The 14,809-nt window shown below is 36.0% G+C and carries 12 protein-coding genes and 5 pseudogenes; 1 reads left to right on the top strand and 16 read right to left on the bottom strand.

The genetic code is table 11. The features are described 5' to 3' along the window. Positions 1 to 440: 440 nt before the first annotated feature. The 3 genes and pseudogenes from AAHT65_RS16245 to AAHT65_RS16235 form a co-directional block, all read right to left on the bottom strand. A pseudogene (locus AAHT65_RS16245) lies at positions 441 to 527 on the bottom strand (peptidoglycan-binding domain-containing protein); the annotation flags it as partial. A 39-nt stretch (positions 528 to 566) separates the two neighbouring features. Continuing rightward, positions 567 to 995, bottom strand: a complete 429-nt coding sequence (locus AAHT65_RS16240; RefSeq protein ID WP_343310502.1) for a hypothetical protein — start codon at positions 993 to 995, stop codon at positions 567 to 569. Positions 996 to 1,084: 89 nt separating this feature from the next. Beyond that, positions 1,085 to 1,273 (bottom strand): annotated as a pseudogene (locus AAHT65_RS16235) (peptidoglycan-binding domain-containing protein); the annotation flags it as partial. A gap of 190 nt (positions 1,274 to 1,463) precedes the next feature. Here AAHT65_RS16235 and AAHT65_RS16230 point away from each other — a divergent pair. Beyond that, positions 1,464 to 1,661, top strand: a complete 198-nt coding sequence (locus AAHT65_RS16230; protein ID WP_061571806.1) for a hypothetical protein — start codon at positions 1,464 to 1,466, stop codon at positions 1,659 to 1,661. A gap of 463 nt (positions 1,662 to 2,124) precedes the next feature. Here AAHT65_RS16230 and AAHT65_RS21680 read toward each other — a convergent pair. The 13 genes and pseudogenes from AAHT65_RS21680 to AAHT65_RS16155 form a co-directional block, all read right to left on the bottom strand. Beyond that, a pseudogene (locus AAHT65_RS21680) lies at positions 2,125 to 2,718 on the bottom strand (LysM peptidoglycan-binding domain-containing protein); the annotation flags it as partial. Between the two features lie 610 nt (positions 2,719 to 3,328). Continuing rightward, positions 3,329 to 3,712, bottom strand: coding sequence for an MFS transporter (locus AAHT65_RS21675; protein WP_425524829.1), 384 nt, complete (start codon positions 3,710 to 3,712; stop codon positions 3,329 to 3,331). A 29-nt stretch (positions 3,713 to 3,741) separates the two neighbouring features. Beyond that, positions 3,742 to 4,799, bottom strand: a pseudogene (locus tag AAHT65_RS21670) (citrate:proton symporter); the annotation flags it as partial. 462 nt (positions 4,800 to 5,261) lie between these two features. Further along, complete coding sequence (locus AAHT65_RS16200) at positions 5,262 to 5,816, bottom strand: stage II sporulation protein M (protein WP_088117220.1); 555 nt, start codon at positions 5,814 to 5,816, stop codon at positions 5,262 to 5,264. Next, positions 5,813 to 6,520, bottom strand: a complete 708-nt coding sequence (locus tag AAHT65_RS16195) for an ABC transporter ATP-binding protein (protein ID WP_088117219.1) — start codon at positions 6,518 to 6,520, stop codon at positions 5,813 to 5,815. The genes AAHT65_RS16200 and AAHT65_RS16195 overlap by 4 nt, the downstream gene beginning before the upstream one ends. Next, positions 6,517 to 8,211, bottom strand: coding sequence for a hypothetical protein (locus AAHT65_RS16190; RefSeq protein WP_094232071.1), 1,695 nt, complete (start codon positions 8,209 to 8,211; stop codon positions 6,517 to 6,519). Before AAHT65_RS16190 ends, AAHT65_RS16195 begins: the two co-directional genes overlap by 4 nt. A 71-nt stretch (positions 8,212 to 8,282) precedes the next feature. After that, on the bottom strand, positions 8,283 to 8,627 hold the full coding sequence (locus AAHT65_RS16185; RefSeq protein WP_094232070.1) for an uberolysin/carnocyclin family circular bacteriocin: 345 nt from the start codon (positions 8,625 to 8,627) through the stop codon (positions 8,283 to 8,285). A 24-nt stretch (positions 8,628 to 8,651) separates the two neighbouring features. Then, the gene (locus AAHT65_RS16180) at positions 8,652 to 9,305 is read right to left on the bottom strand and encodes a YIP1 family protein (RefSeq protein WP_094232069.1); all 654 of its coding nucleotides are present in this window, start codon (positions 9,303 to 9,305) and stop codon (positions 8,652 to 8,654) included. Between the two features lie 184 nt (positions 9,306 to 9,489). Continuing rightward, positions 9,490 to 10,546: pseudogene (locus AAHT65_RS16175) on the bottom strand (IS3 family transposase). Between the two features lie 136 nt (positions 10,547 to 10,682). Continuing rightward, positions 10,683 to 10,871, bottom strand: coding sequence for a hypothetical protein (locus AAHT65_RS16170; protein WP_088117215.1), 189 nt, complete (start codon positions 10,869 to 10,871; stop codon positions 10,683 to 10,685). A gap of 752 nt (positions 10,872 to 11,623) precedes the next feature. Beyond that, positions 11,624 to 12,958: a type I glutamate--ammonia ligase gene (gene glnA / locus AAHT65_RS16165; RefSeq protein WP_094232068.1), complete on the bottom strand. Its 1,335-nt coding sequence runs from the start codon at positions 12,956 to 12,958 to the stop codon at positions 11,624 to 11,626. Positions 12,959 to 13,015: 57 nt separating this feature from the next. Next, on the bottom strand, positions 13,016 to 13,423 hold the full coding sequence (gene glnR / locus AAHT65_RS16160) for a transcriptional repressor GlnR (protein ID WP_010788693.1): 408 nt from the start codon (positions 13,421 to 13,423) through the stop codon (positions 13,016 to 13,018). Between the two features lie 109 nt (positions 13,424 to 13,532). Continuing rightward, positions 13,533 to 14,798, bottom strand: coding sequence for an aminotransferase class I/II-fold pyridoxal phosphate-dependent enzyme (locus AAHT65_RS16155; RefSeq protein ID WP_003328806.1), 1,266 nt, complete (start codon positions 14,796 to 14,798; stop codon positions 13,533 to 13,535). Between the last annotated feature and the right edge of the window lie 11 nt (positions 14,799 to 14,809).

Raw genomic sequence — 14,809 nt, 5'->3', positions numbered from 1 at the left:
ACAGCCCTCATTGGTTATCTTTTAATTTGCTTATCGGGATTATCGATAACACTTTTCTTAAAACCTATTAATGAAGAAAAAACACAGTGATCATTACTTTTCTAATAGCTTTAACTGCCGGAATCATCTTCTATTTTGGAAAATCCTTAAGTTTTCTGCTGCTTGTTATAATCATGTTTATTGCTGTTTGCCTTGTCCTGAAAATCAATGAATACATTACTAAAAAAAGAAACAATGAAAATTCATAACGAAAAAAAGCCCTCTCGTTATGAGAAGGCCTTTTTGTGTTTACTTGGTTTTAACCTGCACTTACTTATCAGCAGCCGTAATATACAGACCGGATTTCACTTGTGCATTTTTGATCCTTTGACTGTTACTGTTATAGATTTGATCACAGATCTTAAAAGGTTAAAAATGCCCCCCATGTTGGAGGACCTTTTTTATTTCAATAATGCTTCCAGTTTCGCTTTCGTTTTCGGTCCGTAAATGCCGTCAGCTGTTTATCCTGCGATAGACTGGAATCTTTTTTCGAAAAGAGGACAAACTATGTAGAGTGCCCTGTTTTATCAATTTTGTTTTGTTGGATCTTTATGTTCTAGATTTAGAAATGTGACTGCTGATTTTCTATCTAAAGAATCAGGGCCCAAAAGGAACGGGTTTACTCTAAAAGTCAAAGTATCGGTTCCTGAATTCTTGTCCTTTTTCCCTTGAAGCTTTGAATGAGGCAGCACAATAAACTTCATTATATACCTTCCTTCTTTGTCTTTCGATAATTCAACGCCTCCTTTAATGGTAACAGAGATTGAGTCATCTTTATAGAATTCCCTGACACTGTCTAATATATCTTTACAGAAAAGTTCATGCATAAAAACACCAAATAGTTCCTGTGAAACTTCTGCGTTTTGGTGTTGTTCTTGTTTGACAGCTTCTACTGTAATAGAACTTAACGAAAAACATAAGACCACCATTACAATTATTTTTTTCACAGTAATCATCTCCTTTCATTTTAACATTTTCTTTTTTTTATTTTTTATTACAACCAATTTTGAAAAGCCTTCTCCCTGGAAAAAGATAGGGCATTTTATTATTTCAGTAACGATTCTAATTTTACTTTTGTTTTCTGTCCGTAAACCCCATCAGCCGTCAGCCCGTACATTGACTGGAACCGTTTGACTGCATTTGCTGTCTTTGCTCCGCAATAGCCATCAATTCTAAAGTTTTTAGCGCTTTTATTCAGGTAGAAATAAAGAGCCGCCAGCGCTTTCTGAATCTGTGTGCAGATTTTAACGATGAATGACTTACGGTTCCCGGTGCCATTTGTGCCGTCTCCTGTATGCCGTTTAATCAACAATCATTTCACCTAAATGCTTTTGTTTCAAACTGTGCAAAAAGATTTTTTTGTTCAAATCCACACACCATTTTTATAGTAAAGTAATACTTTATAAAAAAATGGAGGAAAAATCATGAACGATAATCAATATAAGGATTATATTATTGGTACTGTTATTTCGTTGTTAGACATTCTAGTGATCATCCAAAGTAAAGACAATCAAATTTTAAAAACTGTACTTGTTGTCCTTTTAAATACGGTTACAAAAGATCATTTAATACGCATTTTATTAGTTTTGTTAGCTATTATCTGGAGTGAGGTTTCAGAGTAGAAAGCAGGCCAGATTATGTACTATTTGTGCGATCTTTTCCATCCTAAGCTTCTTGCATAAACATGCTCTGTTAGTTGAACAACAAAAGAGTCTACGGCAGCAAACAAAGCTGTAACTCGTAGTTCGTGTGACTTGGGTCTAATAAGATTGGATTCTTATTTTAAGAAAACTGTACAAAATAACTGCTCACTTAGGCAATTTAATACATTAGGATATTTATGTACAAATGATTTTTATATAATAACTCATCCGTACATAAGGATGAGGATTATTTTATTATTAATATACACACAAGTTTACAGAGATACCTAGGTTTAGGTAATGTAGTTCTCATTGTCAAAAGGTGCTTTTATGGAGTGTAATAGCATTGGAGATATAAACAAAAACAATCACCTACTTTAGTGACATATAAAGAAAAAAGAGACAGGTATATAATGAGGTGCCGCTCTATTCTTCCTCTTAATTATTTCAAGAGAGATTCAATTTTCGCTTTCGTCTTAGGTCCATAAATACCGTCAGCTTTCAACTATTTACTGACTGGAACCGTTCGACTGCCTTTGCTGTTTTCGGCCCATATACTCCGTCAATACCGTAATTATTCTTTGTACCTTTATCCGGGCAGAAGTATAGCATCGCCAGCGCTTTCTGAATTTGTTTTACTTTATCCCCTTTTGTCATCGGCTTGTTACTTTAAAGACACCCGAAGTCAAGGAGAAGGCTGATTTTTTTTCTATTTGATTTAGTGCTGGAAGAACTGGGGCCTTTAAGTTTCAACTTTTGGCCAACTTTGATTTTATTCGGATCCTTAATGTTATTCCAGCTCTGAAGGTTTGCCACGCTTACTCCTTTAGCCTTAGCAATTCCTGAAAGAGTATCTCCCTTTTTTGACTGTATAAGTTGAACCTGACGAATCCCCTGAAGAACTAGGAGTCTTTCCGCCCAATGCCTTTAATTCTTTTTCAATGGAAGCCTTAACCTTATTCCATCGTCCCTCTGATAAGATTCGGTGCGGACAATACTTGTCATTCCAATCTTGATGCTTGCGGACTCGATCAACCACTGTAAAGTATGGGGAAGTATTAATTAAATTCAAGGAGAGAAAAAACAGATGGAATATGCTAGTTTTCTTTTAGACGATAACAGTAGAGCACTAAATTGTCCAACTTGTCATATTTGTGGTACATATTGAATTAACAAATGCACTGGGATTTCAGTTGAGGATGAATATGATCCACAAACCTCGCGGCACAAATCGGAAGGTTGTGAAACTCTTCTGGAAGGAAATGCTCGTTTTTGTCATAATTGTGGTTTAGCATCTACATAATACTTAAATGATATATTAGAAAATTGGGAAGAGAATAATACTCAACAACTAATCGATGAAATTCCATTTTAAAATCTGAGGTTAGGTGAACTAATGGCTACATTCAGAAAAAAGAGGAGACAAATGGGAATATCGTGTCTCCTAGTAAACAGTAATAACCCACATGTAAAATCCTCCATATAATTCAATTTTAATAAGTTGTTTTTTGTTCAGATGTTGCTTTACTGTTTAGCCTATTATTTTTCTTGTTCAAGCTGCTTGTTTCAGCTAAACTCATATTCTTCGTTTCAGGTGCCATAATTAAAGAAACGATAAATCCTGAGTTACTCCCAATCCGTATTTGCTAAGAAATATAGGAAATAAAAATGTACTGATAGATGAACCTATTCTGCTTACTCCTGTACCAAAAACCCAATGCCGTTCCCCTGATTTTTGTCGGAAATAATTCATTTGGATAAATCCATTGATGGATCGTCATACCTGTATTGAAAATTCCGTAAATAACAAATAAAGTTATTGTGAAAGCGAAGGACATTTGCAAACTTGAAGTAAATCCGAGGATGGCTAAAATAATCGCAGACACTAAAAATGGCCAAATTAATACATGTCTCCTTCCAATTTTTTCGACTAAATAAATAGCCGGTATTAACCCGCACATGTAAAACAAGCTTGTAATGGCAGAACCTAAAAATTCACTGTTCCCATCGGCGAAACCGAACCGGCCCAATACTTCTGGAATAATTCAAACAAGAAAGCTGATTTCACAATAGGCAAAAGTGCATAATAATAAGCATCTGTGCTTGTTAACATATCAAGAGGCACTCCAAGAAAACCAACAATGATATGTAGAAATGGCAGAAGAAATGCTGGCAGAATATAAACACTATCCACCGCAATTGCTTTCAGCATACCAGTCCTTCAAGGATTCCTAAAAATGATCCTGCAGAAAAAATAACAGTTGCCATTACAAGGGCACTGGGTGCATGTACCTTGATACGCTCCATTTGCATTTTCACATTAGGGTAGTTAATTAAAAGTGCGAGTGATAGCCCAATCATAAATGTATAACTCGCAGGGATGATATTTAATACAAGAATGGACACCACAGCGGCAAATAAAATGAAGTTCCTGTTTCACTGGTGGAGTTGAAGGCGCAATCCCAATCCGCACCTTCAAGTTGAACGGCTGTGACCTTTTTTGCAGCTATTTTCACTTGTATTCGCTTTTGTTCTCTTTTTCCTAAAATAAAGGCCATCCCTAACACAAACACTACAGCAATGAGCTGAATCGGTATGAGCGGTACCATAATTCTGACGGACTCACATTTAGTACACTTACTGCCCGTCCAGTTGGTCCACCCCACGGAACCATATTGGTTAAGCCGGCACTAGTCCCAATTAACAACAACAGTAAGTAAGGACTCATATGTGCGGAAGCAGTGCGGGTACAGTTAATAAAAAGGTTGTAGCTCCTGCACCGTCTAAGTGTGAGATCATCCCAATTGCAGCTGTACCCATGGAAACGGTGACAACATTCCCCTTTGTCAGCTTGATTAATGCTATGATTACAGGTTCAAAGAACCCTGTATCTTGTAAAATGCCAAAAAATAAAATAGCGAAGATAAACATGGTCGCCACTGGCAGTACTTTGATAATCCCTTCTTCAAAAAAGGTTTGAATATCATTGATACCAAATCCGTCAATGAGCGCCCCTATCAAAGGCACCATGACCATGGCAACAATCGGACTTGTTTTTTCCAAAATCAGCAATACGACAATCGTTAAAATAATCAGCAAACCAATAAGCGTTAACATAAGCCCCTCCCCCTACAATAAACCGTTTACATACCTATACAATGATAAAAAAGGATGGAGAACCCATTCATAGTGCGGGATGGAACATGTCAAAAAATAATTCAAATTATTTATTTAAAACGATATAAAATGAAAAAACATCAATTAAGGACGTTTTTTGATTGAGAATTAATCACTTACTTTAACCAAAAGAAAGTAACTGTAATTAAAAGTATTAAATATAGTGCCGAAAAAATTCTATAAATACCTTTTTTGAATTGTAAAGGCGGGGATATAAAAGTTACTAAAATGGTCGGGCCAAACAAAGTAATCAAAAAGTACCTATAATTAAAAAAGAAAGTACAGATTGATAGTAGTATTGAAAAATAAAATACTATTATAAATGAAGTATTAACTTTACTTTTCGTTTCTTTTTGTTCTTCTTCTGTATGATCATCCAGTAATTTATCTATCTGCTTTTTATTAATAAACATAAGAGCCTCCTAATGTTAATTTGTTAAGTAAATAAGGCGTTATTAATGCTTCTGTAACAGCAGCAAGTAATGTCAATAAAAATAGTATAATAACAAAGTACAAAAAATCTAGTAAAAACTGTTTTTTTGAAAAATAAATACCCCTTATCTTCATATATACGAAATCTAACAATTTGAAACCAAGTGCTCCCGACAAAATCATTGCAGGAATCTCAAAAATACCGTGAGGAACCACAGCAGTTAATATAAATAAGACATCGTTTCCATGGTCGGTGATACTATGTAAAGAAGATAGACCGACTAAGAAGCCATTCAATAGTAATAAGATAGATGTTAAAATTCCAAATGTAAACATTGAAAAAATGAGAAATAAATTCGCTGCAAAATTATGTGTAAAATAACCTAATACTGTGATATTTTGAACATTATCTTGACTAAGGCTAGGTATAATATTGTTAAAAATCACACCAAGAACTAAACCCACTATGTAAAAGGAGCTTGCTATATAGAGTATACGCTTATTTCTTTTTATTAATTCCTTCATTTTAGTATCGTATCCATATCCCTTATAATCAAATCTTCAAAATCCTTTATGTCTGTAAGGTGATTATATTCTTTAACTAAAGTACCATTAATCAGTATTCCAACCTTATCACATAATTGTTGTGCTATGTTTACAAGGTGTGTAGACATGATGACAGTATTCCCCTGTTCAGCATAACGTTTGAGAAAACTTTTCATCATCTTTGTAGTGGGAGGATCAAATGCACCTAATGGTTCATCTAATATTAATATTTCTGGTTCATGAAGTATGGCTCCTGCAACAGATAACTTATGTTTCATACCAAAAGAAAATGTAGATATCATGTCATTTTCATTATCTTTCAAGTTAAATTGACTTAACAAAAGATCTATTCTATCATTTTTAATCTCATAAGGGACATCTTGTAAATCAGCAACAAACTCAAGGTACTCTCTAGGTGTTAAATAATGATAGATAAAAGGTGCGTCTGGAACGTATCCTATATATTTAAGGTAAGAGGATCTTTCAGATTCTAAGGTTTCTCCTTTGATAGTGATTTTACCTTCGTAAGGTTTCACTATACCAAGGATACATTTTAAAAGAGTTGATTTACCAGCTCCATTTGGTCCAAGTAAGCCGTACACTTTGCCTTTCTCTATCTTTAAATTAATAGATTCAAGGATCAGTTTATCTTTATATTTGAAAGACACATTTTCAATGTTCATGTTTTCATCTCCCAATTTTTCGTTCCTATTCTTTTAATCCAAAAGTAATAAAAGAATCCAATACCTATAACAAATAAAATGGTACCTGTCACAATGATTGAAAAGAATATTCCCCTATTAATAATATCAAATGTAACGAGAACGCCTGTGATACCATACAACTGAAGGTAAAATGCCAGTAACACTCCAAGAATAGTATGTTCAAAAAATGATGCTTTAACAGATGAACCAATGTCTTCAAAGTTCTCCCAATCTAAACGAGGATAGAGAAATGTTCCAATAATTTGCCCAGCACCTATGATAAGACTGATGGAGTTAATCATGATGAATAATATAAATTGCGTCATAATATCTAAGTTGAATAACAATAAGATAAATAGATATAACGTATTCATTAAAATAAGAATCACAGATAAGTGCAATAAAGATTTTCCTGCGATCAATTTAAAAATAGAAGCACCCGAACTCTTATAAACATAAAGGTTCTCACGCTCTGCATCTGCTGAAGTTACGCCAAGTAATCCCTCTCCTAATAAAGATGTGTTATAAGTCACAGCAAATAAAATTGGGTAGATAACAAAGATATCTGAGAAATCAAACCACATTTGATTTAAACTAAGACCTATCAATACACCTAGTTCTATTGCAATCATATTAATGGAAAGTACCAGTCGTTTTTTTATTGTAAAATTAGCTCTTAATAATGCAGTAAGGTCTTTCTTTAGAATAGCAATATTTTGCCGTGGTAAGGCCTTTTGTAAGAAACTTAAAAAAGGCAACTTGATTGGTTTTAATTTTGGCAAAAGATTATTAGGTACTGCTTCTTTTATAATCAATACTTTCAAAATTAAATTAAAGGTAATAAAGACGAAAAGGCAACCTAAAGCAATATAACCTATAGAACATATAAAAAATAAATGTACATCACTTGTTGAAAGTAAAAACCAATTTGTAGGAAGCCAATTGGTGGTCAGTATCGTATCTAATTTAAATAGATGTATGAAATTGCCAATAGCTTCAAGGAGATCATTTTGATAAAAATAATTAAGTCCAATCCAACCAAGAAAAGTAGTTGAAATGGCAGATAAACAGGCAATTCCTAAAAGGGATAACAAGCTTTTTGATCGTGAATTTAAAATGTTATGTAGAAATTTAGAATAAACGATGTATGTAAGCGATGAATAAAGACTTGTTAGTCCAACAATAAATATTAGCAATGATGGAAATGATAACAAAAGATATATACGATCATGTGTAGAAAAATTTATAAAAAAGAGTATAGGGAATAACACTACTGTTAATTTAAACAGGATGTTTAGAAAAATTGTTGTGAAGAACCTTGATAATAAAATTTTTTTTGGATCCGTTTTTAAAGTATGGAGAAGAAGAAAATCTTCAGGATATACATATCGATGTATGATATCAGTCGATGATTTTAATATATTCAAAACAAAAAAGAGAATGATAAAGTTAGTACCTAGAGTTAGAATATGCTCTGGAACTCCAGTTAAAAGAGTCTGTGAGGCTTTATAGAGAATAAATAGATACACTAAGAAAAAGGGCGCAAAGACAAATAGAATTTTATTTGATTTAAGTAAATTTTCGCTTGATGGAAAAAAATAAATCAAGCGATTTAAAGTTCGTCTATAGGTTAGTTTAAAGTTTGCAATGAGAACCCTTTTGTTGAGCATGTGTATATTCCTCCTAGAACGAAAATAAGGAGGAGTAAATTATACTCCTCCTTATTTTCCATTTGATCATTTTACCATTCAGCAGCATATTTCTTGCCGTATTTTTTAGCTAGCTTTTTCGCTGTAGCTACCATTGCAGCTGTAATTAGACCAGTTCCGCCCAAAACAACAGCCAATAGGCTGAGAATTGTTAATATATCACCTGTTGTCATAATAACACCGATTGCTACATAGGCTGTTTTTCTACTAATTCCTAGGTTTGTTGAAAGGTCTAAAGCGAACTGATTACCTGAACTAAAGTCAATAGAAGCTAAACCTGCAATACCTTCTGAAGAGCCCATAAGGAAAGTAGCAATGGCAAAGAAAGAAACTACACTTGTAACACTTACAATTTTAAAAAGATTGCTATTTTTCATCTTGAAATTTCACCTCCTTTCAGTTTATAAAAATAAACTGGTTGAAAAAAGAGAAATAATACCTAAAGACATTGTAATACTAATGATAATAATGGTTTTTTTATAAGAGATTTGATGTATTATTTTTAAGGCAATACACCCTAAAATGGTAGACCACCAAAAGAAAGGGTCGATAATAATATTCAAGATAATACCTAGTGGCTGTTGAGAATTTGGGTAAATAACTGAAAAGGCGAAATCACTACCTAAAAAGAAAGAAAAAATAATGAGTATTGTAAATTTGATGCCTATGGGTATGATTGAATAAATAAAACTCGGGAAAAATTCTTTGGCTGTAGCGGTCCCGCCAATTAATATCCCAATAATATGTATAATAAAAAAGCTTACAAGAACCATCGAGGTAAATTGAATAATACCTAATACTAATGTAATAATCATAATGAGTGTATTCATATCAGTTGTATAATCAATTCCATTGACTCGAAATGAATTATTAATCAAGGTAGAGAGTGTTGGGAAGATAGCTAAATAAAAGCCTAAAAACAGACTCAATACAGCTAGGAAGACAAACCAAGAATGACGATAATTCTTATCACTAGAATACTTGATTAAAAGAAAGTCCTTAGGAGAAAATATGAAATGATGTATGAGAGTAATAAAGTTGTGTTTGTTATCCATAAATGCTCCTTTTATAAAAAAGTATTTTTTGTTAATTCTATTAAATAATGTATCATATTTTACAATGTTTGTTCAAGATGGAATTTTATTTATAAAGTGAATTTAAGGTTGAATTGTTTCGTAAAAATCGAAAAGAGTGCCTCTGGGACTGACCCCTGTTTTTGAGACAGGGATCAAAACACCTTTATACAGCCAATTGCCGATAGTTTACCGGTGATTGGTTGTTTAGTTTCGTTTGAATACGAATGTTGTTATAATAATAAATGTATTCTTTGACAGTGCGTTCTACGATGGCGGTCGTAGTTCGATCAATGCAGTTAAGATAGAACGTTTCAGACTTTAGTGAGGAATGAAACGATTCGATGGAGGCATTATCAGCGGGCGTCCCTTTGCGGTACATACTCATGGTAATGCCTTTTGTCTTAACTGCTTTCTGGTACTCATAAGATTATATACAGAACCTTGGTCACTATGTAACACGCAGTTCTCAGGCAGTGTTGGCAGCTGATCAAGTGTGTGTAAGACAAAGTCTGTGTCCTGTTTATCTCCAATCGTAAAAGTAATCACTTCTCCATTGTATACATCCAATATACTGGAAAGATACAATTGCTTCTGTCCATAAGGCAATAGGACGATCAGACTGAAAGTTCCGATCCAATATATTATCGACCACGGCATGTGGCTGCCCATTCTTCTTACGCTTCTTCACCTTAACCTGGCACTGCCACTGATTTTTTTGCATCATACGTTGAAACAGCTTTATGGTTAATACGCATTCTCTATGGTTGTGATTTTCGATATCCATATCGATACTTATGCTCTCGGCACAACGCACCGATTTGTTTCTCTAGTCGTTACTTAGAATTACTCTTAGTCAGTTCCTTTTTCCATCTATAATATGAAGCGCGTGAGATACCTAAATGGACACAGATGGCCTGTACCGTCATTGTTTCCCTCAATTCTTCTACCAGTTTGATTGACGTTTCCCTATCAACTTCCTTTCCAATTCGTTTGTACTTTTTTAAAACTTTATTTTGTTTTCTCATATAACGATTCTCTGCCTGCTGTTTCTCTAATTCGGAAGAATACTCCGGACCTTTTCCGTAAGTGTATTGCTTTCCAACTGGCTGTCGGTGTGTATCCCCAGCCTTATACCAGCTGATCCATGTCTGAACCTGCGTCTTATTCTTGATATTCAGTTCCTACATGATCATGTCTACAGCCTTCTGTTTGACTTCCATCGGATAACTTCTCTTGTCCCCATAGAAAAACACCTCCAAGTCTAATTTCGGATAACAACCATCCGTTTTCAAACTTGAAGGTGTTTTTAATTTGTTTCATCTTATGGGACCAGTCCCGGATGCTTTTTTATGAATTTTATTTTCTTTTCACATCAAATTGCGTTACAAGTCGCATATTAACATTTGCTATACGCTTACCATCTTCAAACTCATACCAATGTTCACATTCTTGCAATTCTTTTATAAGTGCTTTCTCAGATTCTGCAATTACTTTAGCTGTTCTTACATTTTCATTGTCAAACCAAAAATCAACTACAATTTTCATAAACTTTCACCTCTTGCTTTATTATCAGACAAGAGGTCTAGAAATGAAACAATTCGCAAAATTTGTCGAACGATTCCAATTAAATCACATATTCTTTCTAAACTGGCATCGCACTCAAGCAGCATTAACCGCCAATTGTCTATCCTGAGATTTACCGAAAGCAGTTTACAGAGAATATAAAAACGACCACCAATAGTGGAAGTCGCTTATGATTTTGAACTAATATCATATTAACGAATTTTAAGCGAAACAATTTGATATTCTTAATTTTTTATTGGATCAGCAAAATTTACTTCTTAATTCATCCCGCATGTTGAATAGATAAGGTGAAGAATTAAAAGTGTTATTTAATGAACTAACTATTTCTTAGTCGAGACCTATAATATTTAAATATTCAGCTATAGTATAACGCCCTTCATCATTTCCTCATTCAAATCTATTAATGCGTCTATCTGTAAACACAAGTTTTTTAAAGCGTGATTCGCTTTGCATTTATATTCTTTATATAGAAATCAAACGCTTCCTCTTTTTCGTTTTCTAGTAAACCATTTCTAAAGAGAGCACCCAAAATTACAAATTTAAGTGATTTCATATTTGGAAGTTTTGTCCTCCGAAAACTTCGTACGCTTTCATTGTCATTGTAAAATAATGTAATATGTTCCAGGTTTGTTCCTGAAATGGTTTGTTCAAGCCCATTCTATTGACCAAAATCAAAAATCCCCTGACACCAATAGTGCCAAGGGATTGAAAGATTAATACTGAGACATATACTGTTCGCGCTCCCAAGGGTGAACTTGCGTGCGGAACATATCCCACTCGATTTCTTTTGCTTCGATGAAGTGTTCGAATAAATGCTCTCCGAGAGCTTTTACCATGACTTCGTTTGATTTGAATTCATCTAGAGCTTCTGCAAGAGTTGCCGGAAGGTCTACGATTCCGTTTTCCAGGCGTTCTTCTTTACTCATGACATAGATGTTGCGGTCAATCGGCTCTGGTGCTTCAAGTTTGTTTTTGATTCCGTCAAGACCTGCAGCAAGCAATACGCTTAGTGCAAGGTATGGGTTCGCAGCCGGATCAACGCTTCGCACTTCAACACGTGTGCTGATGCCGCGGGAAGCCGGGATGCGGATTAACGGGCTTCTGTTTTGTGCGCTCCATGCAACGTAGCAAGGGGCTTCATAACCAGGCACAAGACGTTTGTAAGAGTTTACTGTCGGGTTTGTGACCGCAGTGAAACTTGTTGCGTGCTTCACAATTCCTGCAATAAAGTGTTTCGCTGTTTCGCTCAATTCAAGGTCAGCATTTTTGTCATAGAATGAGTTAACACCATCTTTGAAGAGTGATAGATTACAGTGCATACCAGAACCGTTTACGCCGAACAGTGGTTTCGGCATGAATGTCGCATGCAGACCGTGCTTACGGGCGATTGTTTTTACAACTAGTTTAAAAGTCTGAATGTCGTCGCAAGAACGGATCGCTCCAGCATATTTGAAATCAATTTCGTGCTGCCCCGGAGCAACTTCGTGGTGGGATGCTTCGATTTCAAAGCCCATTTCTTCAAGTTCAAGAACGATATCGCGGCGGCAGTTTTCGCCAAGGTCTGTCGGCGCCAAGTCGAAGTATCCGCCTTTATCGTTTAATTCCAAAGTAGGTTCGCCTTTTTCATCTAATTTAAATAAGAAAAATTCAGGCTCTGGTCCGAGATTGAAATCACTGAATCCAAGATCTTTCATTTCTTTCAAAATCCGTTTTAAATTGTTTCGAGGATCACCGTCGAATGGCGTTCCATCCGGATTGTAAATGTCACAGATGAAACGTGCTACTTTACCTTTTTCAGCTGTCCATGGGAAGATAACAAATGTATTTAGATCAGGATACAAATACATGTCAGATTCTTCGATACGAACAAAACCTTCAATTGAAGAACCGTCAAACATGCATTTATTATCCAGTGCTTTTTCAAGCTGGCTCACAGGAATTTCAACGTTTTTGATTGTTCCAAGAATGTCTGTAAATTGAAGACGGATATACTTAACGTTTTCCTCATTTACTAATTTTACGATATCTTCTCTTGTGTACTTTGCCATTTCGTAAAACTCCTCCTCTAAAAGGTAAATGTATATAGCAAAACAGTTGCTAACGGATTAATGAAAGAATCGGGACATATCACCCTGACGGAATGTATTCCCCCGCTGGAAACGCCCTGCCTGTAAGAGCTCATTTTTCAGAAGCTTTCTCAACTCGTCGTCAGACAGATCGTGCTTCATCGGTTTTTTCGTTTTCTCATCTTGCTTCTCTTCTGGTTCAGCCGATGCCTTTGCCAGAATTTGTTTGATCCCTGCCATATTCACACCTTGTTCAATCAGGTGCTTAATCTCTAACAGTTTATCTACATCATGGAAAGAAAATAATCGTCTATTCCCTTCGCTTCGTGCCGGAAATATCAGTCCATTTTCCTCATAATATCGAATTTGGCGTGCAGATAACTCTGTTAACTGCATGACAATTCCTATTGGAAATAAAGGCATTGAGCGGCGAATGTTATCACTCATCTCAATTTCCTCCTTTTCTTAACTTAGTTTTATTATAGGTCATGTAATATAATGTGTCAACACGATGTAAGGATTCTTAACATCGAATTCATTGAAAATTTTAAACTATTTAAATTAATTGCTTTTCCATCAATGCATTCACCGCGCTGCAAATGGCGTTTTTCACGTGGGAGTAGGTTAATCCTCCCTGGACGTATGCGACATATGGCGGCCTGATGGGTCCATCAGCTGATAATTCAATACTCGCTCCTTGCACAAAAGTGCCGGCAGCCATGATGACATCATCTTCGTACCCCGGCATATAGCTCGGGTACGGGGTGACGTGGGCATTGATAGGTGACGCGTATTGGATCGCCTGACAAAAAGCAATCATTTTATCCCGATCCGAAAATTCAACGGATTGAATCAGGTCCGTTCTTCCCGCATCCCAGCGCGGATTAGATGTAAAACCGAGCTTTTCAAGAAAACGGGCGGTAAATACGGCGCCTTTTAAGCTTTGAGAGACAACATGCGGAGCAAGAAAAAAGCCCTGATACATTTCCTGCAGTGAATAAAGTGATGCGCCCGCTTCCCTGCCGATGCCCGGAGATGTCATCCGATACGAACAGGCCTCTATCCATTTGGCTTTACCGACAAGGTATCCTCCGGTCTTGGCAAGTCCACCGCCTGGATTTTTGATAAGCGAGCCTGCCATGAGATCGGCTCCCACATGGCAAGGCTCAAGCTCCTCTGCAAATTCGCCGTAGCAGTTGTCCACAAACACAATGAGATTTTCGTTTATCTCTTTGACAAAGCGGATCATTTCCTGAATCTCTTTAATGAGGAAAGACGGCCGGTTCGCATAGCCTTTTGAACGCTGAATGCCAATCACTTTCGTATTTTCATTAATTGCTGCGGCTACCCCTTCGTAGTCGACTTTTCCCTCCTGGGTCAGATCAACTGCATTGTATCCTATATGAAAATCCTTCAGTGAGCCGGAATTTTCTCCCCCTCTGACACCGACGATTTCTTCAAGCGTGTCATAAGGCTTGCCTGTGATATAAAGCAATTCATCTCCGGGTCTCAGCACTCCGAATAACGCAATTGAAATGGCATGGGTGCCTGAGATGATCTGCGGTCTTACCAACCCCGCTTCTCCGCCGAAAACATCTGCGTATATGTTTTCCAGCGTGTCTCTTCCCATGTCATCGTAGCCATAGCCGGTAGACGGCGTAAAGTGGGTATCGCTCACTTTATGTTTTCTATAGCTTTGAAGCACTCTCCATTCATTGCGCTCACTGATCTCCTCAATTCTTTTATGAACGTCAGAAATCTCTGCTTCTACTTCTTGAGCGGTCTTTTTTAATAATTCGCCGTGCGTTAGTGTTTCAAACATTTTCTGTATTC

The sequence above is a fragment of the Bacillus atrophaeus genome, from assembly GCF_039519175.1.
In the GTDB taxonomy this organism is placed as follows: domain Bacteria; phylum Bacillota; class Bacilli; order Bacillales; family Bacillaceae; genus Bacillus; species Bacillus atrophaeus.
This window is presented reverse-complemented; position numbering and strand designations above follow the sequence as displayed.

What these genes read in the sequence shown, in the direction of transcription:
- AAHT65_RS16185 (WP_094232070.1), bottom strand. Translation starts at nt 8,627, where the DNA reads ATGAAAAATAGCAATCTTTTTAAAATTGTAAGTGTTACAAGTGTAGTT.
- AAHT65_RS16240 (WP_343310502.1), bottom strand. Translation starts at nt 995, where the DNA reads ATGATTACTGTGAAAAAAATAATTGTAATGGTGGTCTTATGTTTTTCG.
- AAHT65_RS16190 (WP_094232071.1), bottom strand. Translation starts at nt 8,211, where the DNA reads ATGCTCAACAAAAGGGTTCTCATTGCAAACTTTAAACTAACCTATAGA.
- glnR (WP_010788693.1), bottom strand. Translation starts at nt 13,423, where the DNA reads ATGAGTGATAACATTCGCCGCTCAATGCCTTTATTTCCAATAGGAATT.
- AAHT65_RS16230 (WP_061571806.1), top strand. Translation starts at nt 1,464, where the DNA reads ATGAACGATAATCAATATAAGGATTATATTATTGGTACTGTTATTTCG.
- AAHT65_RS16170 (WP_088117215.1), bottom strand. Translation starts at nt 10,871, where the DNA reads ATGAAAATTGTAGTTGATTTTTGGTTTGACAATGAAAATGTAAGAACA.
- AAHT65_RS16195 (WP_088117219.1), bottom strand. Translation starts at nt 6,520, where the DNA reads ATGAACATTGAAAATGTGTCTTTCAAATATAAAGATAAACTGATCCTT.
- AAHT65_RS16155 (WP_003328806.1), bottom strand. Translation starts at nt 14,798, where the DNA reads ATGTTTGAAACACTAACGCACGGCGAATTATTAAAAAAGACCGCTCAA.
- AAHT65_RS16180 (WP_094232069.1), bottom strand. Translation starts at nt 9,305, where the DNA reads ATGGATAACAAACACAACTTTATTACTCTCATACATCATTTCATATTT.
- glnA (WP_094232068.1), bottom strand. Translation starts at nt 12,958, where the DNA reads ATGGCAAAGTACACAAGAGAAGATATCGTAAAATTAGTAAATGAGGAA.
- AAHT65_RS16200 (WP_088117220.1), bottom strand. Translation starts at nt 5,816, where the DNA reads ATGAAGGAATTAATAAAAAGAAATAAGCGTATACTCTATATAGCAAGC.